The 26,205-nt window shown below is 61.1% G+C and carries 26 protein-coding genes and 2 pseudogenes; 19 read left to right on the forward strand and 9 right to left on the reverse strand.

The window, feature by feature from the left end; translation table 11 throughout:
- Positions 1-257 precede the first annotated feature (257 nt).
- Positions 258-773 (reverse strand): DUF2852 domain-containing protein, encoded by a 516-nt coding sequence (locus tag ABIT12_RS10835; RefSeq protein WP_348041893.1) that lies wholly within the window; start codon positions 771-773, stop codon positions 258-260.
- 135 nt (positions 774-908) lie between these two features.
- On the opposite strand from ABIT12_RS10835, the gene ABIT12_RS10840 reads away from it, so the two are divergent.
- From ABIT12_RS10840 to ABIT12_RS10850, 3 genes are all read left to right on the forward strand, one after another.
- Entirely contained in the window at positions 909-2,228 is a 1,320-nt protein-coding gene (locus ABIT12_RS10840; RefSeq protein WP_348041894.1) for an ActS/PrrB/RegB family redox-sensitive histidine kinase, read from the forward strand.
- A gap of 43 nt (positions 2,229-2,271) precedes the next feature.
- Positions 2,272-2,823: an ActR/PrrA/RegA family redox response regulator transcription factor gene (locus ABIT12_RS10845; protein WP_348041895.1), complete on the forward strand. Its 552-nt coding sequence runs from the start codon at positions 2,272-2,274 to the stop codon at positions 2,821-2,823.
- A 123-nt stretch (positions 2,824-2,946) separates the two neighbouring features.
- Positions 2,947-4,578 carry an MBL fold metallo-hydrolase gene (locus tag ABIT12_RS10850; protein WP_348041896.1) on the forward strand — a complete coding sequence of 544 codons (1,632 nt, stop codon included), beginning with the start codon at positions 2,947-2,949 and terminating at the stop codon, positions 4,576-4,578.
- An 8-nt stretch (positions 4,579-4,586) separates the two neighbouring features.
- Here the strand turns inward: ABIT12_RS10850 and ABIT12_RS10855 are convergent, their stop codons facing one another.
- The 5 genes from ABIT12_RS10855 to ABIT12_RS10875 all read right to left on the reverse strand — a co-directional run bounded on the left by ABIT12_RS10855 (position 4,587) and on the right by ABIT12_RS10875 (position 9,043).
- Entirely contained in the window at positions 4,587-5,048 is a 462-nt protein-coding gene (locus ABIT12_RS10855) for an MmcB family DNA repair protein (RefSeq protein WP_348041897.1), read from the reverse strand.
- A 4-nt stretch (positions 5,049-5,052) separates the two neighbouring features.
- On the reverse strand, positions 5,053-6,234 hold the full coding sequence (locus tag ABIT12_RS10860) for an MFS transporter (RefSeq protein ID WP_348041898.1): 1,182 nt from the start codon (positions 6,232-6,234) through the stop codon (positions 5,053-5,055).
- Complete coding sequence (locus ABIT12_RS10865; protein WP_348041899.1) at positions 6,231-7,397, reverse strand: MFS transporter; 1,167 nt, start codon at positions 7,395-7,397, stop codon at positions 6,231-6,233. Before ABIT12_RS10865 ends, ABIT12_RS10860 begins: the two co-directional genes overlap by 4 nt.
- A 155-nt stretch (positions 7,398-7,552) precedes the next feature.
- Positions 7,553-8,107: a hypothetical protein gene (locus ABIT12_RS10870; protein ID WP_348041900.1), complete on the reverse strand. Its 555-nt coding sequence runs from the start codon at positions 8,105-8,107 to the stop codon at positions 7,553-7,555.
- A 60-nt stretch (positions 8,108-8,167) separates the two neighbouring features.
- Entirely contained in the window at positions 8,168-9,043 is an 876-nt protein-coding gene (locus ABIT12_RS10875; RefSeq protein ID WP_348041901.1) for a LysR family transcriptional regulator, read from the reverse strand.
- A 167-nt stretch (positions 9,044-9,210) separates the two neighbouring features.
- Here ABIT12_RS10875 and ABIT12_RS10880 point away from each other — a divergent pair, with 167 nt between their 5' ends.
- Positions 9,211-10,212 (forward strand): aldo/keto reductase, encoded by a 1,002-nt coding sequence (locus tag ABIT12_RS10880; RefSeq protein WP_348041902.1) that lies wholly within the window; start codon positions 9,211-9,213, stop codon positions 10,210-10,212.
- Positions 10,213-10,265: 53 nt separating this feature from the next.
- On the opposite strand, the gene ABIT12_RS10885 is transcribed toward ABIT12_RS10880, so the two are convergent.
- The gene (locus tag ABIT12_RS10885; RefSeq protein ID WP_348041903.1) at positions 10,266-10,622 is read right to left on the reverse strand and encodes a septal ring lytic transglycosylase RlpA family protein; all 357 of its coding nucleotides are present in this window, start codon (positions 10,620-10,622) and stop codon (positions 10,266-10,268) included.
- 481 nt (positions 10,623-11,103) lie between these two features.
- Here ABIT12_RS10885 and ABIT12_RS10890 point away from each other — a divergent pair.
- Positions 11,104-12,451: pseudogene (locus ABIT12_RS10890) on the forward strand (NAD(P)-dependent oxidoreductase).
- Positions 12,444-13,000, forward strand: a pseudogene (locus ABIT12_RS10895) (4Fe-4S binding protein). Before ABIT12_RS10890 ends, ABIT12_RS10895 begins: the two co-directional pseudogenes overlap by 8 nt.
- A 68-nt stretch (positions 13,001-13,068) precedes the next feature.
- On the opposite strand, the gene ABIT12_RS10900 reads toward ABIT12_RS10895, so the two are convergent.
- Positions 13,069-13,665, reverse strand: a complete 597-nt coding sequence (locus ABIT12_RS10900) for a dihydrofolate reductase family protein (protein ID WP_348041904.1) — start codon at positions 13,663-13,665, stop codon at positions 13,069-13,071.
- Between the two features lie 148 nt (positions 13,666-13,813).
- On the opposite strand from ABIT12_RS10900, the gene ABIT12_RS10905 reads away from it, so the two are divergent.
- The 4 genes from ABIT12_RS10905 (at position 13,814) to ABIT12_RS10920 (ending at position 16,205) form a co-directional block, all read left to right on the forward strand.
- Positions 13,814-14,200 (forward strand): VOC family protein, encoded by a 387-nt coding sequence (locus ABIT12_RS10905; protein WP_348041905.1) that lies wholly within the window; start codon positions 13,814-13,816, stop codon positions 14,198-14,200.
- Between the two features lie 77 nt (positions 14,201-14,277).
- Entirely contained in the window at positions 14,278-14,862 is a 585-nt protein-coding gene (locus ABIT12_RS10910) for a cytochrome b (protein ID WP_348041906.1), read from the forward strand.
- Positions 14,863-14,931: 69 nt separating this feature from the next.
- Positions 14,932-15,303, forward strand: a complete 372-nt coding sequence (locus ABIT12_RS10915; RefSeq protein ID WP_348041907.1) for a DoxX family membrane protein — start codon at positions 14,932-14,934, stop codon at positions 15,301-15,303.
- Complete coding sequence (locus ABIT12_RS10920) at positions 15,300-16,205, forward strand: DMT family transporter (protein ID WP_348041908.1); 906 nt, start codon at positions 15,300-15,302, stop codon at positions 16,203-16,205. The genes ABIT12_RS10915 and ABIT12_RS10920 overlap by 4 nt, the downstream gene beginning before the upstream one ends.
- Before the next feature lie 6 nt (positions 16,206-16,211).
- Here the strand turns inward: ABIT12_RS10920 and ABIT12_RS10925 are convergent, their stop codons facing one another.
- On the reverse strand, positions 16,212-16,883 hold the full coding sequence (locus tag ABIT12_RS10925; RefSeq protein ID WP_348041909.1) for a TetR family transcriptional regulator C-terminal domain-containing protein: 672 nt from the start codon (positions 16,881-16,883) through the stop codon (positions 16,212-16,214).
- 147 nt (positions 16,884-17,030) lie between these two features.
- Here ABIT12_RS10925 and ABIT12_RS10930 point away from each other — a divergent pair, with 147 nt between their 5' ends.
- The 9 genes from ABIT12_RS10930 to ABIT12_RS10970 all read left to right on the forward strand — a co-directional run.
- Positions 17,031-18,359, forward strand: a complete 1,329-nt coding sequence (locus tag ABIT12_RS10930; RefSeq protein ID WP_348041910.1) for an aspartate aminotransferase family protein — start codon at positions 17,031-17,033, stop codon at positions 18,357-18,359.
- The gene (locus ABIT12_RS10935) at positions 18,359-19,855 is read left to right on the forward strand and encodes a CoA-acylating methylmalonate-semialdehyde dehydrogenase (RefSeq protein WP_348041911.1); all 1,497 of its coding nucleotides are present in this window, start codon (positions 18,359-18,361) and stop codon (positions 19,853-19,855) included. The genes ABIT12_RS10930 and ABIT12_RS10935 overlap by 1 nt, the downstream gene beginning before the upstream one ends.
- A 24-nt stretch (positions 19,856-19,879) precedes the next feature.
- On the forward strand, positions 19,880-21,130 hold the full coding sequence (locus ABIT12_RS10940) for a Zn-dependent hydrolase (protein WP_348041912.1): 1,251 nt from the start codon (positions 19,880-19,882) through the stop codon (positions 21,128-21,130).
- 114 nt (positions 21,131-21,244) lie between these two features.
- Positions 21,245-22,696: a dihydropyrimidinase gene (gene hydA, locus ABIT12_RS10945; protein WP_348041913.1), complete on the forward strand. Its 1,452-nt coding sequence runs from the start codon at positions 21,245-21,247 to the stop codon at positions 22,694-22,696.
- Positions 22,696-23,100, forward strand: a complete 405-nt coding sequence (locus ABIT12_RS10950) for a hypothetical protein (RefSeq protein ID WP_348041914.1) — start codon at positions 22,696-22,698, stop codon at positions 23,098-23,100. The genes hydA and ABIT12_RS10950 overlap by 1 nt, the downstream gene beginning before the upstream one ends.
- Positions 23,097-23,876 (forward strand): ABC transporter ATP-binding protein, encoded by a 780-nt coding sequence (locus ABIT12_RS10955; RefSeq protein WP_348041915.1) that lies wholly within the window; start codon positions 23,097-23,099, stop codon positions 23,874-23,876. The genes ABIT12_RS10950 and ABIT12_RS10955 overlap by 4 nt, the downstream gene beginning before the upstream one ends.
- A 7-nt stretch (positions 23,877-23,883) precedes the next feature.
- Entirely contained in the window at positions 23,884-24,762 is an 879-nt protein-coding gene (locus ABIT12_RS10960) for an ABC transporter permease (protein ID WP_348041916.1), read from the forward strand.
- Positions 24,759-25,877 (forward strand): ABC transporter permease, encoded by a 1,119-nt coding sequence (locus ABIT12_RS10965; RefSeq protein ID WP_407065614.1) that lies wholly within the window; start codon positions 24,759-24,761, stop codon positions 25,875-25,877. Before ABIT12_RS10960 ends, ABIT12_RS10965 begins: the two co-directional genes overlap by 4 nt.
- A 27-nt stretch (positions 25,878-25,904) precedes the next feature.
- On the forward strand, positions 25,905-26,205 hold a 301-nt coding region (locus tag ABIT12_RS10970), incomplete at its 3' end, for an ABC transporter substrate-binding protein (protein ID WP_348041917.1).

Consider the following 26,205-nt stretch of genomic DNA (forward strand, 5'->3'; position numbering starts at 1 on the left):
GAGACAACCTGGCCCGGTTCACCCGCCGATCCAAACGCGCCTCCAAAACACTTCAGATGCTCGACGTGACACTTGCCCTGTTCTTCAACCGAAATCTCAAACTGAGTCCAAAGTGAACAGTCCCCCATCAAGGGGGAGGTGCCGTACGGTGATTGGGGTAAGATTATGTACCAAAAGCAAAAATGGCGCTCCCGAGGGAGCGCCAGGTATCAATCGTTTGGGGCAAACGACTGCTTCAGGAGGAGAGTAGGCAGGGCCTAGGCGTTGTTGTTGCCCGAGCCCCAGCCATTGTTGTTGCCGTTGTTGTCGCCATTGTTCGGGCCGTCATTGGGGTTGCGGTCATCGCCATAACCATGGCGGTTGCCGCGGCGGTCGTTCATGAAGCGATCGAACTCTTCGCGATCCTTGGCCTTGTTGAGGTTGGCCATATAGTCGTGGAAAGCGTCGATTTCGGCATCGAGACGAGCGCGTTCTTCTTCGAGGCGCTTGAGCTGTTCAGCCCGGTACTCGTCGAAGGCGGCGTTGCCGCTCGAATTGGAGGCGTAGTAATTCTGGCGCTGATGGCGGCCATGGCGGTGATTGCCCATCGGGCCACACCAGGACTTGCCTTTGTTCCAGTAGCCCTGAGCCTTGTCAGCCGAGCCGCCGAACTTTTCGCCCCAGATGATATAGCCGAGGACCGCCAGGCCGAGCGGCCAGAAGGTAATGAAGCCGATGACCATCAAAGCGATGGTCAGGGGCGAGAACGAGGGTTTGATAATCGCTGTGTGCATATCCGTTGCCTTTCCCAGTCACGAATGATGGGGATGTGGCCCTGTCCGGGGTAGGATCAAGCATGTGCCTTGGATTTTTTTGATCTTGAAATGGGTCATAAGATTTCCCATGCAAATGGATGTTGGAGCCTTTGAATGAGCCTGATGCATGCCGACGGACTGCCATTGCCTTCCACCTGGCGGCCATTGCGGCTGGAAACCCTGGTGTTGCTGCGCTGGCTGGCGATTGCCGGGCAAACCATCGGCGTGCTGTTCGTGGCCTATGGCTTGGGCTTTCCGGTGCCGTTGGCCGAGTGCTTCGGGCTGATCGGGCTCTCGGTGGCGTTCAACGTGGTGATGATCGTGCGCTTCGGCGCCGCGCATCGGCCATCCTCGCAATTTGCCGCGATCCAGATTGCTTATGACAGCCTGCAACTGGGTGGATTGCTGGCGCTGACCGGCGGCTTGCACAATCCGTTTTCGCTGCTGCTGCTGGCGCCGGTCTCGGTTTCGGCCACCACCTTGCCGCAGCGGGCGACCTTTGCCATTGCGCTGCTGGTGGCGATCATCGCCTCGGTGGTGTCGGTGTGGCACTGGCCCCTGCCATGGGCACCGAGCGAGCAGATCGTGTTTAACCGCATCTATGTCATCGGCATCTGGGTGTCCCTGATCTGCGGCGTGGTGTTCATCGCCGCCTATACCAACCGCGTCGCCCATGATGCGCGCCAGATTGCCGACGCCTTGGCCGCAACCGAACTGGCGCTGTCGCACAAGGAGCAGTTGAGCGCACTGGATGGCCTTGCCGCCGCCGCCGCGCACGAATTGGGCACGCCGCTCTCCACCATTGCGCTGGCTGCCAAGGAAATGTGCTCGGAGGTGGAAAAGGGCACCCCGCTCGCCGAAGACGTGGAGTTGATCATCGCCCAGGCGGCGCGCTGCCGGGCGATTCTGGCCAAGCTGCGCAATCTGGGCTCGGATGGCGGCGATCCGTTTGCCTCGGTGCCACTGACCGATCTATTGGCCGAGGTGGCCCGACCTCACGACGGTCATGGCAAGGCGATCCTGTTTTACCACGAAAAAGCGGCCGGGCCGGCGCCGGTGTTCAAGCGCAGTGTCGGCCTGCTCTATGGGCTGGGCAATCTGATCGAGAATGCCGCCGACTTTGCCCGCCAACGGGTGCGGGTCGAGGCGGGCTGGGATACCGAGGCGATTACCGTGACCATCACCGACGATGGCCCCGGCTTTCCGCCGGAACTGATCGCCCGGCTGGGCGAACCGTACCTTACGACCCGCGCTCGCGATCCGCAGGGGCCGGATGCCGACAAGCCCGGTGGGCTGGGCCTGGGCATCTTTATCGCCAAGACCCTGCTGGAGCGCACCGGGGCACGGCTGGCCTTTCTCAATATCGAGGCAAATGGTCACGCGCAGGTCAAAATTGTCTGGCCGCGCGGGGTGGACGGTGCAGAGATCGGCTGACGGGCTTTTGACGTATAGGCTGCAAGCCGTTATGTGAGAGGCCATGAGCACGATTGAAGAACTGTTGCAGGGCGATCCGAGCCTGCTGCTGGTAGATGACGACGCCGCCTTCCTGACGCGGCTGGAACGGGCGATGGTCAAGCGCGGCTTTGAAGTGCGCACGGCTGCCACCGTGGCGGCCGGCCTTGCCGCCGTCAGTGAGCGCCCGCCCGCCTATGCGGTGGTCGATCTGCGGCTGGAAGACGGCAACGGGCTTGAAGTGGTTTCGGCGCTGCACCAGAAGCGGGCCGATGCGCGGGCCGTGGTTTTGACCGGCTATGGCAACATCGCCACTGCCGTTACCGCGGTAAAGCTCGGCGCCGTCGACTATCTGTCCAAGCCCGCCGATGCCGATGATGTGATCAACGCGCTGCTGGCGACCGGCGAAGACAAGCCCGAACCGCCGGAAAATCCGATGTCGGCCGACCGGGTGCGCTGGGAACACATCCAGCGCGTCTACGAACTGTGCGACCGCAATGTCTCGGAAACCGCGCGGCGGCTGAACATGCATCGCCGGACGCTGCAGCGGATTCTGGCCAAGCGCGCACCGCGCTAGGCACAACGCCTTCCCACACGATCGTTGGTTTTGGCCACAAAGGTGCGCTAGCTTGGCTATCTCCGGAATGGCACCGCATTTGTGTCGTTATTTGGGAAAGAACAAAATCCGAGGAGCGCTGCCATGGCCGTCACCATCCACTTTCACGGCGCCGCGGGAACCGTTACTGGGTCGTGCTATCGCATCGTGCATCCGGGTGGGCAGTTCCTGATCGATTGCGGGCTATTCCAGGGCAATCGTTCGGTGCGCAATCTGAACCTGAAGCCAACCCCGTTCAATCCGCGCGACATCGACTTCCTGCTGCTGACCCATGCCCATATCGATCATGCCGGGTTGTTGCCCAAGCTCTATCGCGAAGGCTTTGCCGGGCAGATGTGGATGACCGAGCCAACGGCGGGCCTGCTGGAATATCTGCTGCCCGACAGCGCCAGCATTCAGGAGAGCGAAGCCGAGCGCGAAACCAAGTATCGCGGGCGGCGCGGCGACGAGCCGGCCAAGCCGCTCTATACGCTCGACGACGCCAATGAAGCGCTCAAGCACCGCCAGACCACAACGTATCACCAGTGGATCGAGCCGGGTCCGGGCGTGCGCGCCAAGTACTGGAATGCCGGGCATATCATTGGTTCGGCCTCGATCCAGGTCGAGGTGAAGGACAACGATGGCAAGACTGTCACGATCCTGTTTTCCGGCGATATCGGCCCGGATGAGAAGGTGTTTTACAAAGAACCGGAAGGGCCGGCGGGGTTCGATTATATCCTCTGCGAATCGACCTATGGTGGCCGCGAGCGCGACGACTACACGTTGGAACAGCGCCGCGAACAGCTCAAGACCCAGATCAATGACGCCATGGCGCGCGGCGGCAATCTGGTGATCCCGGCCTTTGCCGTGGAGCGTAGCCAGGAGCTGCTGCATGACATCGGCTGGCTGATCAAGACCAGACAGATCGATCCCAAGCTGGTGTTTCTGGACTCGCCGCTGGCCTCCAAGGTCACCGGGGTCTATCGCAAATATGCCAAGATGTTCGATGACGTCGAACTCAGCGCCGACGAGCTGTTCAACGATCCGCGCTTCCGCATCATCGAGGCGGTGGAGGACAGCAAGGCGATCAATACCATTCGCGGCGGCGCCATCATCATGTCCGCCTCGGGGATGTGTGATGCCGGGCGCGTCCAACACCACTTGCGCAATAATCTGATCCGCGCCAATGCCACCGTGCTGTTTGTCGGTTATCAGGCGCCTGGCACACTGGGGCAGATCATTCAGTCCGGCGCCAGGGAAGTGCGCATTCATGGCACCCTGGTGCCAGTCAAGGCGCAGATCCGCTCGATGGGCAATTACTCCGCCCATGCCGATCATTCCGAACTGATGGCCTGGATCAAGGAACGGTTGCCGGCGCATGGCGCGATTTTTTTGACTCATGGCGAGGACGAAGGCCGTGCCGCCCTACGGGCTGCGGTGGTGCTCACCGGCATTCCCGGCAATCAGGTGATCATGCCGCTGCTCGATGAAAGCTATGAACTGCATCCAAACGGGGTGGGCGCGGTCACCCAGCCAGCAGTGCCGCGTATCGACCACGACCAGGTGGCCAGCGACTGGCACAACCAGTTTTCGGACTTTACCGCCAGGCTCGATCAACGCCTGCGGGCCGCCAAGAGCGATGCGGAAAAGCTGGCGATCATGCGGGAACTGCAGGGCAAGCTCGGCGCGGTGCCGGCGGCCGAAGCACCCCGCGAAAACCAGTCGGCAGACGAGTAGCGCGGGTTCTATTGCGGGCCGGGGTCCATCAAGGTGTGGATACGATCAGCGCCCAGCCGCGCCAGCTTGAGCATCAGCGCCTTGCGCCGTGCGGCGGGCAGGGGCGTATCGGGACTGTCGCGCAGGATGGCGCCGTCATGCCCATCAGCCACGATCAGCCCTTCGCTGTCCGGGAAGATGTCTGCATCCAGTTCCGGTGGCTTGGCGAAAAAGAACCGGTCGGAATATTCCCGGTATTCGGGCCATTTTCGATCGACCTGAAAATCGATCAGGCTGGATTTGATCTCGATGATCCAGATCTCGCCCTTGGGACCGACCGCCAACACATCAGCGCGGCGGCCATTGCCGAGCGGCACTTCGGCATAGCAGCACATGTCATAGGTCTGGCGCAGCAGGCGCATGACCCCACGCTGCACCCGCAGAGCCGTGGCCGATTGGCGCAGATCGATGATCGGCGGCAGATCGGCCATGGCGTTATCCGTGCGGTGTGGCAGGTTCGATCGCATGGACGACGGCGGTCGGACGGTTGGACAGGGTCTGGGCAAAGTAGAGGCCCAGCGCAATGACCGGCAGGGTGATCAGGTAGGAATTGCGAATACCCAGATACTGCGCCACGATGCCCAGGCATGGCGGTGCGAGGAAAAAGATCACGAACGACACCTGGCCGAGCGCAGCCACGTTAAACGATGATGGCCGGTCGGTGCGCTGCGCTGCGGCCGAAACCGCCAGCGGATAGACTGCGCTGCAACCGATGCCGAGCAGGGCAAACCCGATTAGCGCCACCCATGCCGCCGGGGCCAGGCCCACCATCAGCGCGCCCAGGGCCGACAGGCCAAGCAGGACGCTGGCGACGAGGCGCGGGCTGGTGCGCTCGATCACCGGATCGGCAAACAGCCGGCTCATCGCCATGAACAAGGTGAACAGCGTCAGCCCAAGGCCGCCGATCAACGGCGCGACCTGGAAGATGTCGCGCATATAGACGCCCGACCAGTCAACGCCAGCGCCTTCGACCAGGAACGCCGCAATGCCGATAATGCAAAGCGGGATCAGGCCCCAGCTCGGGAAGGCGATTAATGGCGTCTTGTCCTGATTGGCATTGGGGCGAGCGGGTGCATCGACCATCGGATTGATCATGTAGAACCCGGCTATCACGACAAGCGCCGAAATCACCGCCAGATGCACATGCATGGAGATGCCCAGTTGGCGTACGCCGGCGGCAATCATGGCGGTAACGAAAAAGCCCAGGCTCCAGAAGCCATGGGCGCGGCTCATGAAGGTCTTGCCGAACTGGGCCTCCAGCCGGTCGGTCTGTACATTGACCATGATCTCGAGCGCTCCGGCCAACAGGCCGATGCAGAACAACACAGCAAACACCGCCTGCGCCGAGGGGAGCCAGGGGACGACGGCAAACAGCACAGCGGTGCCCAGAATGGTGATCAGCCCAGTGATGCGCGCGCCGATCCGGTCCAGCAGCGGGGCGCTAAAGGTCAAAGCGATCAGGGCGCCAATGGACAGGCCGATCAGGGTCAGGCCAAGTTCACCGGTGGAGATGCCGAGGTGCTCCTGCAGATCGGGAATACGCGACAGCATGGCGCCAAGCGCCACGCCGTAGAGGAAAAAGCACGAATAGGTGCGGTATTGTGGAGGCATGGTCATGCGGTCACCGCCTTGGCCTTGGACGAAAGCGATCCGGTGGAGAGCAGGCTGATGGCCACCAGCGGGATGCCGATGCCGAACGCCCAGCGGATGCCGAAATGCTCGGCGATAAAGCCCAGCAGCGGCGGCCCAAGCAGAAAGGCCACGAACGCGGTCTGGGCCAGGGCCGCCACATTGACGGCAGCCGGACGATCGGTGCGCTGCGCGGCGGCGGACATGGCCAATGGGAAGATGGCACTGGTGCCGACGCCCATCATGGCAAAACCGGCCAGCGACAGCCACGGCCTCTGCGAGAAGAATACCAGCACCACGCCGAGGCCAAGAATGCCCAGAAGGGTGCGTGCCACATTGGCCGGGCTATAGCGCTCGACAAAGCGGTCGGCAAAAAAGCGAGCCAGCGCCTGCGCGCCGGCGCCGATGGCCACGGCAAAGCCGGCCCAGAACGGTTCGACGGCAAACAGCTTCTTCATATAGATAGCCGACCAGTCGATGCCGGCGCCTTCCATGACCATGGCCGAGACTGTGACGCCAACAAGGATCAGGATGGCCACGGTTGGCCGATTAAAGCGCGGCCCGTCGTCGGTGGAACCACCGGTGCGGTGTTCGGCGGCAGTAAAACCACCCAGAATGAGCGCGGTGGAAAGCGCCACCACCGGCACCATCAGCAGCAGGTGCCAATGCGGCGACAGGCCAGCCTGCGCGATGAAGGAGCTCACCAGCCCCGAGGTAAAAAAGCCGATGCTCCAGAAGCCATGGGCGCGGTTCATGATGCGGCGGCCCAGCGCATGTTCGACGCGGTCCGCTTCCAGATTGACCGCCACTTCAATGCCGCCAATGGTCAGGCCAACGGGCACCAGCAGCAGGAAGAAGGTCAATGGCCCATTGGCAAAGCTGGCAAGCGCGTAAAACACCGCCAGCAGCGGAATGCCGATCAGCAAGACACGGCGATGGCCGATCTTTTCGATCAGCGCGCCGCCGAAGGTCAGGGTGATCAGCGTACCGACGGCAGCGCCAATCAGCGCCAGGCCGAGAGCCCCTTCCTGCACGCCCATTTCACGCTGAATATCGGGGAGGCGCGGATAAATGCTGCCCATGCAAAAGGAATACAGGAAAAACCCCGCAAACACGCGCAGGTGCGGGGGCAGCTCGAGGCCAAATTTCATAACGGCAAAAACTCGCAAAGCAGAATGGCTCCAAGCTATGCGAATTCGCGCCCCAGGGAAATAGCCGGCAATTTCAAATCTGAAACGATTGCATTGCGTTTTTGCAACGCTGCATCGAAATTTTAAGCGCTTTGGGAATGAAAGTGCGTTGCGCCTTAACCGGCCTGGAACAGATCGTCACGCACCACATTGATGCCGGTGAGGAAATTGCGGACGATTTCAAGGCGTCGATATTTGCCGCCAACCCGTTCGTCCTGTGCCTTGGCGGCGAGCTGTGGCGCGCGGTCGCGCCGGTCCGGGCCGAAATAGCCCGAGGTTTCGTAATAGACCAGATTGGTGCCAACCTGCCGCGCCATGCGGTCCGCCAGTCGTCGCTGGCTGAATGGCATGGTGACAACGTCATCGAACCCCATATTAATGCAGCGCTTGATGGTTTCGACCGATGGGCTCTCGGAGAAATAGATCAGCGGCGAAAAGCGGATCTTGCGGCTGGGCGCAAAGCGGATCGCTTCGGCCACATTGCGCAGGGTTTCCACATCGGCCACGGCGGCAAACAGGAAGAAGCACACCGGGGTGCGTACAGCCTGCTGTTCGGCATTACTGACGCCGGCATAGGGCAGCACGGCCTGAAATTTCAGGCCACGCGCCATGTCGGTCATCGCGGCGCCGGGCCCGTCCACTGGCCCCACCACAAAAGCGGTTGCTTTCATCTCAGGTCGCGTCCCCTGCGCCCCGGAAAATTCCAAGTGCGCATGATAATGCGTTGAATGCTAAGGGACCGCTAACGGCTGCTGACCCGCAAACAGCGCATTGTGCTCACGCATCAGGCCGGCCACCCGGTCGGCAACTGTTCGGACCGCCGGAGTGTGCCGCTCGTCGTGATGGCTGACCAGCCACTGATCGGTCTGCAATTCCTGGATGGGCGCGGCCACCCGGATCAGGCGCGGATCGCTGTCCCCGACAAAGCAGGGAAAGACCGAGAGGCCAGCGCCGGCCGCCACCAGTTCGCGTACGCTGGTCGCGTCATTGCCGCGCACGCCGATGCGATCGCCATGATGGGCCTGCAGCCAGCGGGCCGACTGGGTCTGGTTGGCCTCTCCGGCCATGCCGACGAACAGGCCCGCCTTGGCCCCATCGACCAACGAACGCCCGGAATAGAGCGCATAGGCGACGGCGCCGATCAGCCGCCCTGCGAGATACGGTTCGGACGGGCGCTGATTGCGGATACCCAGATCGGCATTGCGGCGACCGATATCGATCTTTTGATTGGCAGTGACCAGTTCGAGCCCGAAGGCATCGTCGGTGGTCCAAAGCCGGGCAATGTGGCGCGACAAAAACGCCGAGGTACCCAAGCCGGCCGAAAGGCGAACGGTGCGATCGCCGAGCGCGCCCTCCCGCCAGCGCTGCAGCGACCGCATGCCAATTTCGACATCATCGGCGCGGGCCAACAATTCCTCGCCGGCTTCGGTCAGCCGGTAGCCGGTTTGCGAGCGCACAAACAGCGGCGTGCCGAGTTGCCGCTCCAGAGTGGTGATGCGACGGCCCAGCGTAGCGGCGCTGAGGCCAGTGGTCTTGGTCGCCGCGCTTAGGCCGCCCAACCGGGCAACGTCAAGAAACAGCCGCAGATCATCCCAACTAAAATCCATTTTTCATTTCTGCAAAATGCGTTGCGGGCTTGAGTGTAGCGAAGCTGTACAGAAATGCGCAAGTCTTGGCGCGACATCACAAGAGCCGCCGCGCACATGACAAACGGTCCATGCAAAACTGCAAGACTGTGCTTCAGGCTCGTCAGGCTATCGACAGGAGATCGAAAATGAATTTTTCCAAGATCCGCAGGCTTGGCCGTTCCGGCATTGCCACCAGCGCTATCGGCATGGGCTGCTGGGCCATCGGCGGGCATTTCACACTGGATGGAAAGCCGGATGGCTGGGGCGATATCGACGACGCGCAATCGATCCGCGCCATCGCGGTCGCGCTGGAGATGGGCGGCACGCTGTTCGATAGCGCCGACGCCTATGGCACCGGCCACAGCGAGGCCATTCTGGGGCAGGCGCTGGCCGGGCGCCGCGCCGATGTGGTGATCGCCACCAAGTTTGGTTTTACCTATGACGCGTCACGCAAGGCGCTGCTGGCGACCGATGTCAGCCCGACCTATATCGAGCAGGCGCTGGCGGCGTCCCTGCAAAGACTGGGCACCGACTATCTCGATCTCTACCAGATCCACGTTGGCGACCTGGCCGACAGCGTCGCCGACGCGACGGGGGAGGCGCTGGAACGGCAGGTGGCTTTGGGCAAAATTCGCGCCTGGGGCTGGAGCACCGACAGCGCCGCCGCCGCCGGGCGGATGACAAAATTTCCGCACTTCACCGCCGTCCAGCAGGAGTTGAATGTGTTTCACGACGGCCCTGATCTGCTGGCGCTTTGCGCGCAGGAAAACCTTGCCAGCCTCAACCGTTCGCCACTGGCGATGGGCATGCTCACCGGAAAGTTCAGCGTCCAATCGCGGCTGGCGGCGAGCGATGTGCGCGCGGCGGGTCATAGCTGGGTGCGGTTTTTTGCCGGTGGCCGTCCCCGTCCCGAGGTGGTTCGGCGTGTCGAAGCGATCCGGGAGTTGCTGCAGACCGGGGGCCGCACCCCGGCGCAAGGTGCGCTGGGCTGGATACTGGCCCGTTCGCCCCACACTTTGCCGATCCCGGGCTTCAAGACTGAAGCGCAGGTGCGGGACAATCTGGGGGCGCTCGACAAGGGACCTTTGCCCACTGCGGTGATGGGCGAGATCGACACCGTTCTGGCGGCACAGAACGATCTGGTCTGAACATGCAAACGGCCGCCTCGTGGGGCGGCCGCTCGACAATCAACAAATTTGGATCAGATCCGTTCGATGCAGACCGAGGTGGTGCCGCGGCCACGGAAGCCGAGCGCGGTGGCTGCCCCCTTGGAGAGATCGATGATGCGGCCGGAATGGAACGGCCCGCGATCGTTGATGGTGACCTGGATGGTCTTGCCGGTGCGCTGGTCGGTGACCTGCAGTTTGGTGCCAAAGGGGAGGGAACGGTGCGCGGCTGTCATCGCGTTCTCATTGAAAGTCTGCCCCGAGGCGGCCTTCTTGCCATTGAAGCCAGGACCGTACCAGGAGGCGCCGCCACATTGAGCATAAACAGTTGCTGTGGAAACCGAGAGCAGGGTTGCAGCAATTGCGGTGGCGGTGATGATTTTTCTAATCAAGCGTCTAACTCACGAAGTTCAAGATGTGCGCTGACTAAAGGGCGGCAGGGGCCACAATATGGACCAATTAGCCGCAATTGGCCGGGACGGGCCGTCTGTTGCTGATATGTCGCAGCACTTTGCGGATGGACTGGCCGGCCGTTCATCTGGATTAACCTCAATTTGAGGATATGAATCCACAGATCGGCAATACTGGAAAACCACGGGGGTCGATTTGCCGCATTTGCGGATTCAGATTTTCCTGTGTGCCCTGAGCGCAACAGTTCCATGGTTTGGGCGGCAGGCGGCGAAATCAGCGGGTTGCATTGGCAATTCTGGCCTCAAAATGAGGGGCGGAGGCCAATTGTGACGCCATTGCGTCGTGATTTCAGGGTGAGGAAGCCCGCTTGGAACGGATCATTCTCCCATAATTTGACCAATTGATAAAAAATTTGAGCTGCGCTGGCCTTCCCTTAGGAACGACAGCAGCAAGGGGTTTAAGATGGCACGGGGTGTTCTCAAAGAGTGCATTGCGCCGGGGCGGCTTGATGCGTCGCAATATGCGAACAATTTTTCTGATCTGCCCCCGCCGCTGAGCCGGCACGAAGCCTTCGTCGAGGCCGACCGGTACTATTTTTGTTACGATGCGCCCTGCATGAATGCGTGCCCGACCTCCATCAACATCCCGCTGTTCATTCGCGAGATCGCCACCGACAACGCACTGGGCGCGGCCGAAACCATTTTCGAGCAGAACATTCTGGGCGGCATGTGCGCCCGCGTCTGCCCCACCGAGCAGCTTTGCGAGGAAGCTGTGTGCGTGAGCAAGCTGAGGGCAAGCCGGTCAAGATCGGCCAACTGCAGCGCTGCGCCACCGACATCGCCATGAAGGAGCATGCGCAGTTCTTCTAACGCGCACCGGCAGCCGGCAAAACGGTGGCCGTGGTCGGTGCTGGTCCGGCGGGTCTTGCTGCTGCGCATCGACGGGCCACCAAGGGCCACGAAGTCAAGATTTTCGACGCGCGGCCCAAGGCGGGCGGGCTCAATGAATATGGCATTGCCTCCTACGAATCGACCGATGGCTTCGCCCGGGACGAGGTGGATTACGTCATCGCCATCGGCGGCATCGACATTGTCAACGGCAAGGCACTGGGCGAGGGCTTTTCGCTTGAAGAGTGGCAGGCCAAATATGACGCGGTGTTCCTGGGCATGGGTCTGGGGGGCGTCAATGCGCTGCGCGCCGAGAACGAAACGGTCGGTGGCGTCGCCAATGCGGTCGACTTCATCGCGGCGTTGCGGCAATCGCCCGCTCTGTCGGCGCTGCCGGTTGGCCGCCGCGTGGTCGTGATCGGCGGCGGCATGACCGCGGTGGATGCGGCCGTGCAATCCAAGCTGCTGGGCGCCGATGAGGTAACCATGGTCTATCGCCGCGGCAAGCAGAACATGACCGCCTCCGAATTCGAACAGGATTTGGCGGCACCCAAGGGCGTGATCATCCGGCACTGGATGGCGCCGAAGCGGGTGTTGACCGATGGCACCAAGGTCACCAGATCGAGCTGGCCTATACCAACCTTGTCGAGGGCAGGCTGGTGGAAACCGGCGAAACCACTACGCTGGCGGCCGATCAAGTGTTCAAGGCCATAGGCCAGACCCTGGCTTCGGTTGGCGGCGGATTACAACTGCCCGGCGGCAAGATCGAAGTCGATGAAAATGGTCGCACTTCAGTGCCTGGCATCTGGGCTGGTGGCGATTGCGCTACCGGCGGCGATGATCTGACGGTGACCGCGGTGGCCGAGGGACGCGACGCAGCTGAAAGCATCCACATCTATCTGTCGGGAGGCAATAATGGCTGATCTTCGGAGTAATTTTGTCGGTATCAAATCGCCGAACCCGTTCTGGCTGGCTTCGGCGCAGCCGACCGACAGAGCCTATAATTTCGAGCGCGCCTTCAAGGCGGGCTGGGGCGGCGTGGTGTGGTGTGGTGTGGTGTGGAAGACGCTGGGCGAGGAAGGCCCGCCGGCGGTGAAACCGATCGCGCTCAACATGGTGGCCGAAATTACCCGCGATCCGGAAACCTACGGGCTGGCAATGTGCAGGTGTGCACCGCCGTAATGACCCATGGCTTCAAGATCGTTGAGGAGATGATTTCGGGACTGAACAATTGGATGGACGAAAAGGGCCACAAGGACCTCGACGCCATCACCGGCCGCGCCGTGCGCAATGTCACCGAGTGGCAGTTCCTCGACCTCAACTATGTAGCCAAGGCCAAGATCAACCAGGATCTCTGCATTTCCTGCGGCCGCTGCTATATCGCCTGCGAGGACACCTCGCATCAGGCGAATTGGACCACCCATCCCAACAATCCGGGCGCCAAGCCGGTGGTTGCAGAACCGGCAGAATAGGTTTTCCTGTCCACCAATGCTTTGGCCCTCTCGATCATCGGGAGGGCCGCTCTGTTTCTGGGCGTGGTTTACGTCTTGGACACCAGATAGCGCAGATGCGTCGCCAGCGGCGTATAGCGGGCATAGGTCGAGGTCAAGATGACGCCCTGCAGGCCATCCAGCGGTCGCTCACCGGCACCCAGGAACATCGGCGAGAGCTGGATATTCAATTCATCGACTGCACCAAGATTGAGATATTGCCGCACCGTGCTGGCACCACCGGCGATGCTGATCGATTTGTCGCCCGCGGCCTGACGAGCCTGGCCGAGCGCCGATGCGATGCCGTCGGTAACAAAATGGAAGGTTGTGCCGCCGGACATCACCAGCGGCTCGCGCTGATGATGGGTCAGAACAAAGACCGGGCCATGATAGGGCGGCTCCTCGCCCCACCAACCGCGCCAATCGAGGTCCCACTCGCCCCGAATCGGGCCAAACATATTGCGGCCCATGATGAAGGCGCCGTGTCCCAGCAAGGCGGCGGTTTCTGCCTGATTGTCATCAGCGCCATCGAACAGCCAGCGATGCAGCGTTTTGGCGCCGATGCCGAGCGGATTTTCAAGGGTCTGGTCGGGGCCTGCCGAGTAGCCATCGAGCGACATGGTGAAAGAGGCAACTACTTTGGACATCTCGTCCTCCATCCTATTACTTAGGTATTTAGTTAAGTAATCTTATGCCGACTGTCAACGGATGGTCGCGCGGGTAACGGACAGGCTGGAGCAATTTTCTGACCCGGTGTAGTCTGGGCGGATCACCCAGTCAGCGCGGGAAATCAGAATGCAGCTTTCAGCCATTGGCCAGATTTCGCGCGGCGTTGGCGATATCGCCGAGGCTGTGACATTTTTCAGCGACGTGGTTGGATTGAAACATCTCTACACCTTTGGAGAGTTGGCCTTCTTCGATTGCGATGGTACCCGGCTTTACCTGCAGCAAAGGGCGAAGCCTTCGCCCGATGAATCAGTGCTGTATTTTCAGGTATCCGACATTGTCACGGCCCATGCCGATCTGCTGGGACGTGGCGCAAGCTTCGTTCATCCACCGCAGATGATCCATCGTCATGCCGACGGCACCGAGGAATGGATGGCGTTTTTCAACGACCCGGATGGCAGGCCGCTGGCGGTCATGGCGCAGACCAGACCGCCGCCTGACCTTGCCAAACTGTAACAATTATTCCGGAGTTTAATTTGCAGTTCGTGCGTTGCGGCGCCAGAGTGATCCGCGCAATTGACTAAAGGCGCCCGATGACCATCGCTTCCGCAGACGCTTCCATCCCGTCCAAGACCTCGCCCCAGCGGTTTGATGGGATCACCATCGCCTTTCACTGGATCACCGCAGTGCTGGTCCTGGCGCTGTTCAGCAGCGCGCTGATCTGGCAACAGGCCCCACGCGACCTGGGCTGGCGCCGGCCGCTGGAATCGCTGCACATCTCGCTCGGCATTCTGCTGGCTATTGCCATTGTCGGTCGTCTGCTCTGGCGCTTGCTGCCGGGTCGTCGTCTGCCGGCGGCCAATCGTGGCATCCAGCATCTGCTGTCCCAGGCCATGCATCTGGCGCTTTATGCCCTGCTGGTTGCCCAGGTCGGGCTCGGGTTCACGCTGCGCTGGTTCCAGGGCGAAGAATTTTCATTCTTCGGCCTGTTCTCGATCCCGGCGCTGATCGGCACCAATGAGGGGCTCGAACGCACCGTCGAAAACCTGCACAATCTCACCGCCTGGACCATCATCTACCTTGTCGCCGGCCATGCCGGCGCGGCGCTGTTTCATCACTATTGGGTCAAGGACGGCGTGCTGGCGCGGATGATGCCGGCTTGGCGCGAGCGGGCCTGATAGCGCCTCGCAAGCCGGATTGCTTTACGCTAGAAGAGGGCGTTCAAAGCGCATAACCGGAGCGTAAAAGTGAGCCTGGCTGCTACCCTGTTCCTGATCGGCCGCATAATTTTCGGCCTGTTTTTCCTGGTCGCCGCCGGGCGCAATTTTGCCGGGTTCAAGGCCCGCATCCCCTCGATGACCAATTATGGCTGGGCGCTGCCGCCGCCGATCGTGGCGCTGGGTTTTGCCATGCAATTGGTCGGCGGGATATCGCTCGTCGTGGGCCTGTGGCCGGTGCTGGGCGCGCTGCTGCTGATCGTGTTTCTGGTGCTGGCCACCTCGCTCTATCACAATCTGTTCCTGTTTTCGGGCAAGGAGCGCGATCCGCATCTTTATCTGGTGCTGGTCAACATCACGCTGGCCGGTGGGCTACTGCTGGTAATTGCTGGCACGCTGTGACCGCGCTTTCGGTCGCTCCTCGCCAACGCTTGCTGGCGCATCTGGCGATGCTGGCCTTTGCGGGGTTTATCGCCGCTTCGTTCACGCTGGGCGGATTGATCGCCGGGCAGATTGCCCCGGTGCCGCTCAACGCCGTCCGCTTCGTGCTGGGCACGATTTTGATGGGGGTCGCAGCCTTCGGCGTTGCGCGCTTCAAATTCACCCCTCCGGCAGCCCCGTGGCGCTACGGCGTGCTCGGCCTGTTGATGGCGTTCTATTTCGTTTCCATGTTCGTGGCGCTGCAAATGACCGCGCCAGTGGCAACCAGCGCGGTGTTCACGCTGATCCCGCTGATGGCGGCGGGCCTGGGTCTGCTCCTGTTGGGACAAAAGACTGGTCCGATCGGTCTGATCAGCCTGCTACTGGCCGGGCTTGGTTCGATCTGGGTAGTGTTTCGCGGCGATATCGCCGCCATCGCGCGCTTCGATATCGGGCAGGGCGAACTGATCTTTTTTGGTGGCTGCGTCTGCTATGCGATCTACACGCCGCTGCTGCGAAAATTCAGTCGCGGTGAGCCGGCGCTGGTTGCAAGTTTTTTCACCGTACTGGCCACGACGATCTGGGTCGGGCTGTATGGCTTTGGGCAGGTTATGCAAACCAATTGGCTGGCGCTGCCGGCGCTGGTCTGGTGGGTAATTGGCTATCTCGCGATCTTTCCGACGGCGGTGACCTTTTTTCTGGTGCAGTTCGCCGCCCAGCGCCTGCCTGCGGCCAAGGTCATTGCCTATGGCTATCTGACGCCGGTCTTCGTCATCCTGTTCGAAGGGCTGGTCGGACACGGCTGGGCCAGTGTCTCGGTGCTGGCCGGAGCGCTGGTCGTTGTGCTCGGCCTTGCCGTGCTGGCACTGGTGCCGGAGCGTTGAGGCGGCCTAGACGGCCACCTTGCGCGGCGTCAGCCCGTGCAGGAACAATTGTTCCAGGTAACGCGCCGCATCTTCGAAGCGGCCCTCGCCGCCGCGGCCCGGGCCCAGTACCGCCCGCACCTGCACGTCGAAATCGGCATAGTGCTGCGTCGTCGCCCAGATCGAAAAGATCAGGTGATAGGGATCGGTGCGAGCCAACTTGCCCTCATCCATCCAGCCCAGGAGCACCTTGGCCTTTTCATCGACCAGGTTTTTGAGATCGACCTCGATCATTTCGCTGATGCGCGGCGCGCCCTGCAGCATTTCATTGGCGAACAGCCGGCTTTCGCGGGGGAAATCGCGGGCCATTTCCAGCTTTCGACGGATATAGGAGCGAATCTCGGGAAAGGGATCGCCGTCGGCATCCATTTCGCGCAGCGGCTCCAGCCAGGTGACCAGCAGTTCGGAAATCAGCCGCCGATGGATCTCTTCCTTGCGGGGAAAATAATACAGCAGGTTGGGTTTGCTCATGCCGGCGACGTCGGCGATCTGATCGATGGTGGCGCCGCGAAAGCCATGCAGCGAAAAAACTTCCAGCGCAGCTTCCAGAATGATGTCCTGCTTTTCGCGCTGGATGCGCGTCAGCGGGCGCACCTTGGTTGCGGGAACCGTGGCGGTTTTGTCAGGGCGCTTGGTCACCAACACAGTCTCGGCATTTTTCACCTTGATCGGCGGCATCAGAGTGCTAACATTTTTCCAACTGGTCAAAATTCTTGGTAATGCGGCCCCGCGTCAAGAGCCAATAAATATGACCAGATCAGTCATAATATCGGGAGCGAGCCCCTCGTGTCGAATTCAGCCAATGTGACGCCCAACGATTTGAGCGCTTTCTGGATGCCGTTTACATCGAACCGGCAGTTCAAGAAAGCGCCGCGTATGTTCGTCGCGGCCAAGGACATGCATTACACTACCAGCGATGGACGGCAGGTGCTGGATGGCACGGCAGGCCTGTGGTGCTGCAATGCCGGCCATTGCCGCCCCAAGATCACCGAGGCGATCCAAAAGCAGGCGGCCGAACTGGATTACGCCCCCGCCTTCCAGATGGGCCATCCCAAGGCGTTCGAGCTGGCCAATCGGCTGGTCGATATTGCGCCTGAAGGGCTGAACCATGTGCTTTTCACCAATTCCGGCTCCGAATCGGTGGAGACCGCGCTCAAGCTGGCTTTGGCCTATCACAAGGTGCGCGGCGAAGGCTCACGCACCCGGCTGATCGGACGTGAACGGGCCTATCACGGCGTCAATTTCGGTGGTATTTCGGTGGGCGGCATCGTCACCAACCGCAAGATGTTCGGCACGCTTTTGGCCGGCGTCGATCATATGCCGCATACCCATAACCTCAGCAAGAACGCCTTTTCCAAGGGGCCACCAGAATATGGCACCGAACTGGCTGACGAGCTGGAACGCATCGTTACCTTGCATGATGCTTCGACCATCGCTGCGGTGATCGTCGAGCCGGTGGCTGGTTCGACCGGCGTGCTGATCCCGCCGATGGGCTATCTGAAGCGCCTGCGCGAGATCACCAAGAAGCATGGCATCCTGCTGATCTTTGACGAAGTCATCACCGGCTTTGGCCGTCTCGGTACCCCGTTTGGTGCCGACTATTTTGGCGTGACGCCCGATATGATGGTCACCGCCAAGGGCCTGACCAATGGCGTGATCCCGATGGGCGCGGTGCTGGTCAGCTCGGAAATCCACGATACTTTCATGACCGGCCCCGAGCACATGATCGAGTTCTTCCACGGCTACACCTATTCGGGCAATCCGATTGCTTCGGCGGCGGGTCTGGCGACGCTGGAAACCTACAGGGAAGAAGGCCTGCTCACCCGCGGCAAGGAAATGGGCGAATACTTTGGCGAGGCGCTGCATTCGCTCAAAGGCGAGCCGCATGTCATCGATATCCGCAATATCGGCCTCGTCGGCGCGGTCGAACTGGAACCGATCGCGGGCTCGCCGACCAAGCGGGCGTTCTCCGCTTTCGTCAAAGGCTTTGAAAGCGGGTTCCTGGTGCGCACCACCGGAGACATCATCGCCATGAGCCCACCGCTGATCGTGGAAAAGCATCACATCGACGAGCTGATCGAAGGCTTGCGCAAGGTTTTGAAGGCGATTGACTGATGCAGATCATCGAAAACGCCGTCAACGGCAAGCGCTATACCTCCGTCTCGACCCGCAAGAGCGCCGTCTATAATCCGGCCACTGGCGAACAGATCGCCGAACTGCCGCTCTCCACCAATGCCGAAATCGACGCGGCCGTGGCTGCGGCCAAGGCGGCGTTCCCGGCCTGGTCGAACACCCCGCCAATGAAGCGGGCTCGGGTCATGTTCAAGTTCAAGCAATTGCTTGACCAGTATGCGGCGGATTTGGCCCGCGAGATTTCGCGTGAACACGGCAAGGTGCATGACGACGCGATGGGCGAAGTGGCGCGCGGCATCGACTGCGTCGATTTCGCCTGCGGCATTCCGCAACTGCTCAAGGGCGAATTTTCGCGCAATGTCGGCCCCTCGATCGACAGCTATTCCGACCGGCAGGCGCTGGGCGTGGTGGCGGGGATTACCCCGTTCAACTTCCCGGCCATGGTGCCGATGTGGATGTATCCGGCCGCGATCGCCTGCGGCAATACCTTTATCCTCAAGCCCTCCGAACGCGATCCGTCGGCGCCGATGCTGGCCTGGAAGCTGTTCATGGAAGCAGGGCTGCCCGAAGGCGTGCTCAACGTCATCCATGGCGACAAGGAAGCGGTCGACGCGATCCTTGATCATCCCGACATCAAGGCGGTGAGCTTTGTCGGATCGACCCCGATTGCCGAATATGTTTATCAGCGCGGCACCAAAGCCGGTAAGCGCGTGCAGGCTCTGGGCGGCGCCAAGAACCACATGGTGATCATGCCCGATGCGGATCTCGATCAGGCAGCCGACGCCCTGATGGGCGCCGGGTACGGTTCAGCTGGAGAACGCTGCATGGCGATTTCCGTGGCCGTGCCAGTGGGCAAGGCAACAGCCGATGCGCTGGTAGCCAAGCTCAAGCCGCGCGTCGAAGCCCTCAAGATCGGTCCGGCGACCGACAAGGACGCCGAAATGGGTCCCGTGGTCACCAAGATGCACCGCGACAAGATCGTCGGCTATATCGATGCCGGGGTGAAGCAGGGCGCTGATCTCGTCGTCGATGGCCGTGGCTTTTCGCTGCAGGGCTATGAGAATGGCTACTATGTTGGCGGCACGCTGTTCGACCATGTGACGCCCGAGATGACCATCTACAAGGAAGAAATCTTCGGGCCGGTGCTGTCGGTGGTGCGCGCCGAAAACTATGCCGATGCGGTCAAGCTGATCAATGAGCACGAGTATGGCAATGGCACCGCCATCTTCACCCGCGACGGCGACGCCGCCCGCGAATTTGCCGACAAGATCGAAGTGGGTATGGTGGGCATCAACGTGCCAATCCCGGTGCCGGTTGCGTATCACTCGTTCGGCGGCTGGAAGCGTAGCCTGTTCGGCGATCATTCGATCTACGGCCCCGAAGGCGTCCACTTCTACACACGGCTCAAAACCGTCACCACCCGCTGGCCCGCCGGCATCAAGGGCGGCGCGGAATTCTCCTTCCCGAGCCAGAAATAGCTTTAGTTTAAAGGTCAGCGTTCAATGGCAGCTCCCGGCGAAAATCTTCGGATCAACGGCGACCGGCTCTGGGGTAGCCTGATGGACATGGCCAAAATTGGCCCCGGCATCGCCGGGGGCAATAACCGCCAGACGCTGACCGACGAGGACGGCGAAGGCCGTCAGCTGTTCAGGCGTTGGTGCGAAGAGGCAGGCATGAGCATGGGCGTCGACCAGATGGGCACCATGTTCATGACCCGGCCCGGCACTGATCCGGATGCGCTGCCGGTTTATGTCGGCAGCCATCTCGATACGCAGCCGACTGGCGGCAAGTATGATGGCGTGCTCGGCGTACTCGCGGCGCTCGAAGTGGTGCGTTCGATGAACGATCTGGGCATCCAGACCAAGCATCCCATCGTCGTTACCAACTGGGCCAATGAGGAAGGCGCCCGCTTTGCGCCGGCCATGTTGGCTTCGGGGGTGTTTGCCGGCATTCATAGCCTCGAGTTCGGCTATGGCCGCAAGGACCCGGACGGCAAGACCTATGGCGACGAACTCAAACGCATCGGCTGGCAGGGTGATGAAGTGGTCGGCGCGCGCAAGATGCACGCCTATTTCGAATATCACATTGAACAAGGCCCAATCCTTGAGGCCGAGAACAAGCAGATCGGCGTCGTCACCCACGGGCAGGGCCTGTGGTGGCTCGAATTCACGCTGACCGGCAAGGAAGCTCATACCGGCTCCACCCCAATGAACATGCGCGTCAATGCCGGGCTGGCAATGGCGCGGATATTGGAGATGGTGCAGACCGTCGCCATGGAGCATCAGCCGGGCGCCGTGGGTGGCGTCGGGCAGATGAAGTTCTCGCCCAATTCGCGCAATGTGCTGCCAGGCACCGTGGTGTTCACTGTCGATATCCGCTCACCCGAACTGGCCAAGCTCAATTCAATGCGTGCGCGGATCGAAGCCGAAGCGCCGGCGATTTGCGAAGCGCTCGGCGTTGGTTATGCGGTGGAAGCCGTTGGGCATTTCGACCCGGTGACCTTTGATCCCACGCTGGTCGCCCGCGTCCGCAAGGCGGCCGAAGACCTTGGCTATTCGCACATGGACGTCATTTCGGGCGCCGGACATGACGCGTGCTGGACCAACAAAGTGGCGCCATCGACCATGATCATGTGCCCGTGTGTTGGCGGTTTGAGCCACAACGAGGCCGAAGAAATCTCCAAGGAATGGTCGACCGCAGGCGCGGATGTGTTGCTGCATGCGGTGCTTGAAACTGCGGAGATTGTAGGTTGAGGCAGCGCGAAACCAGTGGTTGCCGGCTTTTCCTCGCCCCATCGGGGCGAAAGTGGCGCGCTGCGACGGGTGAGGGGCTTTGCCGATGAACAAACACATTCTGGGACAGAACACATGAGCAAAGTCATCAAAAACGGCACCGTCGTCACTGCCGATCTCACCTACAAGGCCGATGTGAAAATCGAGGGTGAAATCATTGTCGAGATCGGGCCGAACCTGAGTGGCGATGAAGTGCTCGACGCCACCGGTTGCTACATCATGCCGGGCGGCATCGATCCGCATACGCATCTGGAAATGCCGTTCATGGGCACTTATTCCACCGATGACTTCGAGAGCGGCACCCGCGCGGCGCTCTCTGGTGGCACTACAATGGTGGTGGATTTCTGCCTGCCCAGTCCCAATCAGAGCCTGCTTGAAGCGCTACAGATGTGGGACAACAAGACCTCGAAAGCCTCGGCGGATTATTCCTTCCACATGGCGATCACCTGGTGGGGCGAGCAGGTGTGGCGCGAAATGGCCGAGGTGGTCGATCGCGGCATTACCAGCTTCAAGCATTTCATGGCCTATAAGGGCTCGCTGATGGTCAATGACGACGAGATGTTTTCGTCGTTTACCCGTTGTGCCGAGCTTGGCGCCATTCCCTTCGTGCATGCGGAAAACGGCGATATCGTCGCCCAGATGACGCAGAAGCTGCTGGCCGAGGGCAATAATGGTCCGGAAGGCCATGCCTTTTCACGCCCGCCGGAAGTTGAGGGCGAAGCCACCAATCGCGCCATCACCATTGCCGACATGGCTGGAGTGCCGGTCTATATCGTACATGTGAGCTGCGAGCAGGCGCATGAAGCCATTCGTCGTGCCCGGCAGGCCGGCATTCGCGCCTATGGCGAGCCGCTGATCCAGCATCTGACCTTGGATGAAAGCGAGTATTTCAACCAGGACTGGGACTATGCTGCCCGGCGCGTGATGTCGCCGCCGTTCCGCAACAAGACCCATCAGGATTCGCTGTGGGCAGGTCTGGCTTCGGGCTCGCTGCAGGTGGTTGCAACGGACCACTGTGCCTTCACCACGGCGCAGAAGCGTAACGGCATCGGCAATTTTTCCAAGATCCCCAACGGCACCGGCGGCCTGGAAGATCGGCTCTCGGTGCTGTGGACCAAGGGCGTTGCCACGGGCCGCCTGACCATGAACGAATTCGTGGCGGTGACCTCGACCAATATCGCCAAGATCCTCAACTGCTATCCAAAAAAGGGCGCGATCCTGGTGGGCGCTGACGCCGATATCGTGGTGTGGGACCCCAAGCGCTCCAAGACCATCAAGGCAGCAAACCAGCAGTCGATCATCGACTACAACGTGTTCGAGGGCTTCGAAGTCACCGGCCTACCGCGCTATGTGCTGACCCGCGGCAAGGTGGCGATCGTTGAAAACGAGATCAAGACCGAGCCCGGCCACGGCAAGTTCGTGGCGCGCGAAGCGACCAATCCGGTGAACCGGGCGCTCTCGACCTGGAAAGACATCGTTGCTCCGCGCAAGGTCGAACGCGCCGGCATTCCGGCATCGGGGGTTTGATGGCGCGCTTGCCCATGCGCTTTGGTGTGTTGCTGTTTGGGCTGGCTTTTGCCGGCCCGGCTAGCGCCGAAGTGCTGCCGATCATCGGCGTTTACGGCAATGCCGCGGGATGCGTCGCTTATGCAAGCGGCAATATCGATAGCGACGACTTCGTCTTCCTGACGCCGGACAGCTTTTCGTCCTACGGTTCGGGCTGCGATTTCGATACGCTGGTGTCGGCGGTTGATGGCGTGTTCACCCTGGGCGGGGTGTGCAGCGCCGAAGGCGAGGAGGGCACCACTATGGATAGTGTGGTGGTCAGTGGCAGCAGCATCGATGGCTATTTCGTTAAACTGGAAGGCCTGGACACTATCGGCCCACTGAAGCTTTGCCCGGTCGGTCTGCCTGGAGAGGTGCATATTTGACCACCGTTGTTTCGGCCAAGGATTTGAGCCTGACCTTCCAGACCAATGATGGTCCGGTCAATGCTTTGTCCAATGTCACCCTCGATATCGCCAAGGGCGAGTTTGTGTCTTTCATCGGCCCCTCGGGCTGTGGCAAGACCACGTTCCTGCGCGCTATCGCCGAACTAGAACACCCGACCTCGGGAGCGCTATCAATCAACGGCATGACCCCGCGACAGGCCCGTGAAAAGCGCGCCTATGGCTACGTGTTTCAGGCGGCTGCGCTCTATCCGTGGCGCACCATCGAGCAGAACATTGCGCTGCCGCTCGAAATCATGGGTTACTCCAAAGCCGAACAGCAGGCACGGATTGCCCGGACGCTGGAGCTGGTGAACCTCGGCGGGTTTGGCAACAAGCATCCGTGGCAGCTATCCGGCGGCATGCAGCAACGCGCCTCGATTGCCCGTGCGCTGGCGTTTGACGCCGATCTGTTGCTGATGGACGAACCGTTCGGCGCGCTCGATGAAATCGTGCGTGATCACCTCAATTCCGAACTGCTCAAGCTGTGGGCAGCGACGGAAAAGACCATCTGTTTCGTGACGCATTCGATTCCTGAAGCGGTGTATCTTTCGACCAAGATCGTGGTGATGTCGCCGCGTCCGGGACGGGTGACCGATATCATCGACAGCACGCTGCCCCGGGAGCGGCCGCTCGACATTCGCGAGACGCCGGAATTTCTAGCCATTGCTGCCCGCGTCCGTGACGGATTGCGCGCCGGCCATTCCTACGAGGAATAGGCCGCAGATGAAAAAGCCTGGCACCATCCTCCCCATTTTGATCGTGCTGGCGACCATTTTAGTGTTTTGGTACGCCGCCGCGCTGGTGATGAACTGGCCGCGGCTGAGCGACAGTTATCAGCGCGCCGGCACGATCGACGTGCCGCTCAGCCAGCAGTTCAATGATCTGCTCAGCATGGAAAAGCCGCTGCTGCCGGCACCGCATCAGGTGGTGGTGGAGCTGTGGAAGACCATGGCGCAACAGGCCGTCACTTCCAAGAAAAGTCTCGTCTATCATGGCTGGGTGACGCTTTCCGCGACGCTCCTGGGCTTTGTATTCGGCACCACGCTAGGCATCGGGCTGGCGCTGTTCATTGTCTATAACAACGCCATGGATCGCTCGCTGATGCCGTGGATCATTGCCAGCCAGACCATTCCGATCCTGGCCATCGCGCCGATGATCATCGTGGTATTGAACGCGGTGGGCATCGAGGGATTGGTGCCCAAGGCGATCATTTCCACCTATCTGAGCTTTTTCCCGGTGGTGGTCGGCATGGTCAAGGGCTTCCGCAGCCCGGAAGCCATCCAGCTTGATCTGCTGCACACCTATAACGCCTCGCGGCTGCAGACCTTCATCAAGCTGCGCTGGCCGATTGCGCTGCCGTATCTGTTCACCTCGATGAAGGTGGGGATTGCGGCAAGCCTGGTCGGCGCCATTGTCGGCGAATTGCCGGCGGGTGGCGGTTCCGGCTTGGGCGCAAGACTGCTGGCTGGCTCGTATTATGGCCAGACCATCCAGATCTGGTCGGCGCTGTTTGCCGCCGCTGCCCTGGCTGGTGCGCTGATCATCGTTGTCGGCATTGCCGAACGGCTGACCACCGCCCGCATGGGGGCACGTCCGGCATGAGCATGCTGCAGAAAATTCTCGCTGGGATTGCTGGCGTCGCAGCGCTGGCTGCCCTCGCTTTGCCCTATGGGCAGGCGGGCGCTGTGCAGATGATGGCCTGGGATTTCTGGCCCTATCTGATCTATCTGGTGGTTACCGTCGCGGCGCTGCTGGGGTTCCGCAAGGCGGTGCATTTCGCGGCGGCGGGCGGCTTGGCGGTGATCGGCGCGGTGTTGGTCGTCGCCGGCCTTGGGCATTTCGATCATGGGTTAGCCGGTTATTGGCTGACGCTGGCTTGTGTGTGGATGCTGGCCTGGTTGTTTGCCGAGCGGCTGTCGCAGGCGATCCGTGAAGGCCAGGTGGCGGAGCGGCCCTATGGCACCCTGATCCCGCTGATGTTTGGCGCCGCGATCCTGGTGTTTTGGCAGGCGGTGACGCTGGGGGCCAATGTGCCCAAGGTGCTGCTGCCAGCGCCATCGGGCATCTGGACGATGCTGCTGGCCAACCTGCCGGTCCTTGGCGCCGATTTTGTCCAGACTTTCCTCAAGGCGGTGCTGATCGGTTACGCGCTGGGGTGCGGCATCGGCTTTGCCGTGGCTATCGCCATTGACCGTTCGCCGTTCCTCAAGGCCGGGCTCCTGCCGCTGGGCAATTTTGTGTCGGCGCTACCGCTGATCGGCATCGCGCCGATCATGGTGATGTGGTTCGGCTTTGATTGGCAGAGCAAGGCCGCAGTCGTGGTGATCATGACCTTCTTCCCGATGCTCGTGAATACCATTGCCGGGCTGAACGCCTCGGGAAGTATGGAACGGGATCTGATGCGTACCTATGCGGCGGGTTATTGGCAGACGCTGTTCAAGTTGCGGCTGCCGGCAGCGGCGCCGTTCGTTTTCAACGCGCTCAAGATCAACTCGACACTGGCGCTGATCGGCGCAATCGTAGCGGAATTCTTTGGAACACCCATTGTCGGCATGGGCTTTCGCATCTCCTCGGAGATCGGCAAGCTCAACGTCGAAATGGTCTGGGCCGAAATCGCCATGGCGGCAGTGGCGGGTTCGGTTTTTTACTGGGTGGTGGTGCTGGTCGAGCGCGCCGTCACCTTCTGGCATCCGTCCGTTCGTAGTGGACAGGCGTAGACGATAACAGGGACAAGGGAACGTTAGATGAAAAAACTCGTATACGGACTGCTGGCTGGCGCCATGGCGCTGACGTCGGTTCAGGCTTTTGCTGCCGATGCATTGACACTGCAGCTTAAATGGGTCGCCCAGGCCCAGTTCGCGGGCTACTACGTCGCCAAGGACAAGGGCTTTTACACAGATGAAGGCATCGACATCACCATCAAGGCCGGTGGCCCTGACGTCGCCCCAGAGCAGGTGATTGCCGGCGGCGGTGCCGACGTCATCGTGGACTGGATGGGTGGCGCTCTCGCCGCACGCGAACAGGGCGTGCCACTGGTCAATATTG

The organism is Devosia sp., from assembly GCF_039927955.1.
Classification (GTDB): domain Bacteria; phylum Pseudomonadota; class Alphaproteobacteria; order Rhizobiales; family Devosiaceae; genus Devosia.

Bases quoted from the DNA above. Each gene is read 5' to 3' on its own strand.
- ABIT12_RS10835 (WP_348041893.1), bottom strand. From the start codon at position 773: ATGCACACAGCGATTATCAAACCCTCGTTCTCGCCCCTGACCATCGCT.
- ABIT12_RS10840 (WP_348041894.1), top strand. From the start codon at position 909: ATGAGCCTGATGCATGCCGACGGACTGCCATTGCCTTCCACCTGGCGG.
- ABIT12_RS10845 (WP_348041895.1), top strand. From the start codon at position 2,272: ATGAGCACGATTGAAGAACTGTTGCAGGGCGATCCGAGCCTGCTGCTG.
- ABIT12_RS10850 (WP_348041896.1), top strand. From the start codon at position 2,947: ATGGCCGTCACCATCCACTTTCACGGCGCCGCGGGAACCGTTACTGGG.
- ABIT12_RS10855 (WP_348041897.1), bottom strand. From the start codon at position 5,048: ATGGCCGATCTGCCGCCGATCATCGATCTGCGCCAATCGGCCACGGCT.
- ABIT12_RS10860 (WP_348041898.1), bottom strand. From the start codon at position 6,234: ATGACCATGCCTCCACAATACCGCACCTATTCGTGCTTTTTCCTCTAC.
- ABIT12_RS10865 (WP_348041899.1), bottom strand. From the start codon at position 7,397: ATGAAATTTGGCCTCGAGCTGCCCCCGCACCTGCGCGTGTTTGCGGGG.
- ABIT12_RS10870 (WP_348041900.1), bottom strand. From the start codon at position 8,107: ATGAAAGCAACCGCTTTTGTGGTGGGGCCAGTGGACGGGCCCGGCGCC.
- ABIT12_RS10875 (WP_348041901.1), bottom strand. From the start codon at position 9,043: ATGGATTTTAGTTGGGATGATCTGCGGCTGTTTCTTGACGTTGCCCGG.
- ABIT12_RS10880 (WP_348041902.1), top strand. From the start codon at position 9,211: ATGAATTTTTCCAAGATCCGCAGGCTTGGCCGTTCCGGCATTGCCACC.
- ABIT12_RS10900 (WP_348041904.1), bottom strand. From the start codon at position 13,665: ATGTCCAAAGTAGTTGCCTCTTTCACCATGTCGCTCGATGGCTACTCG.
- ABIT12_RS10905 (WP_348041905.1), top strand. From the start codon at position 13,814: ATGCAGCTTTCAGCCATTGGCCAGATTTCGCGCGGCGTTGGCGATATC.
- ABIT12_RS10910 (WP_348041906.1), top strand. From the start codon at position 14,278: ATGACCATCGCTTCCGCAGACGCTTCCATCCCGTCCAAGACCTCGCCC.
- ABIT12_RS10935 (WP_348041911.1), top strand. From the start codon at position 18,359: ATGCAGATCATCGAAAACGCCGTCAACGGCAAGCGCTATACCTCCGTC.
- ABIT12_RS10940 (WP_348041912.1), top strand. From the start codon at position 19,880: ATGGCAGCTCCCGGCGAAAATCTTCGGATCAACGGCGACCGGCTCTGG.
- hydA (WP_348041913.1), top strand. From the start codon at position 21,245: ATGAGCAAAGTCATCAAAAACGGCACCGTCGTCACTGCCGATCTCACC.
- ABIT12_RS10950 (WP_348041914.1), top strand. From the start codon at position 22,696: ATGGCGCGCTTGCCCATGCGCTTTGGTGTGTTGCTGTTTGGGCTGGCT.
- ABIT12_RS10960 (WP_348041916.1), top strand. From the start codon at position 23,884: ATGAAAAAGCCTGGCACCATCCTCCCCATTTTGATCGTGCTGGCGACC.
- ABIT12_RS10965 (WP_407065614.1), top strand. From the start codon at position 24,759: ATGAGCATGCTGCAGAAAATTCTCGCTGGGATTGCTGGCGTCGCAGCG.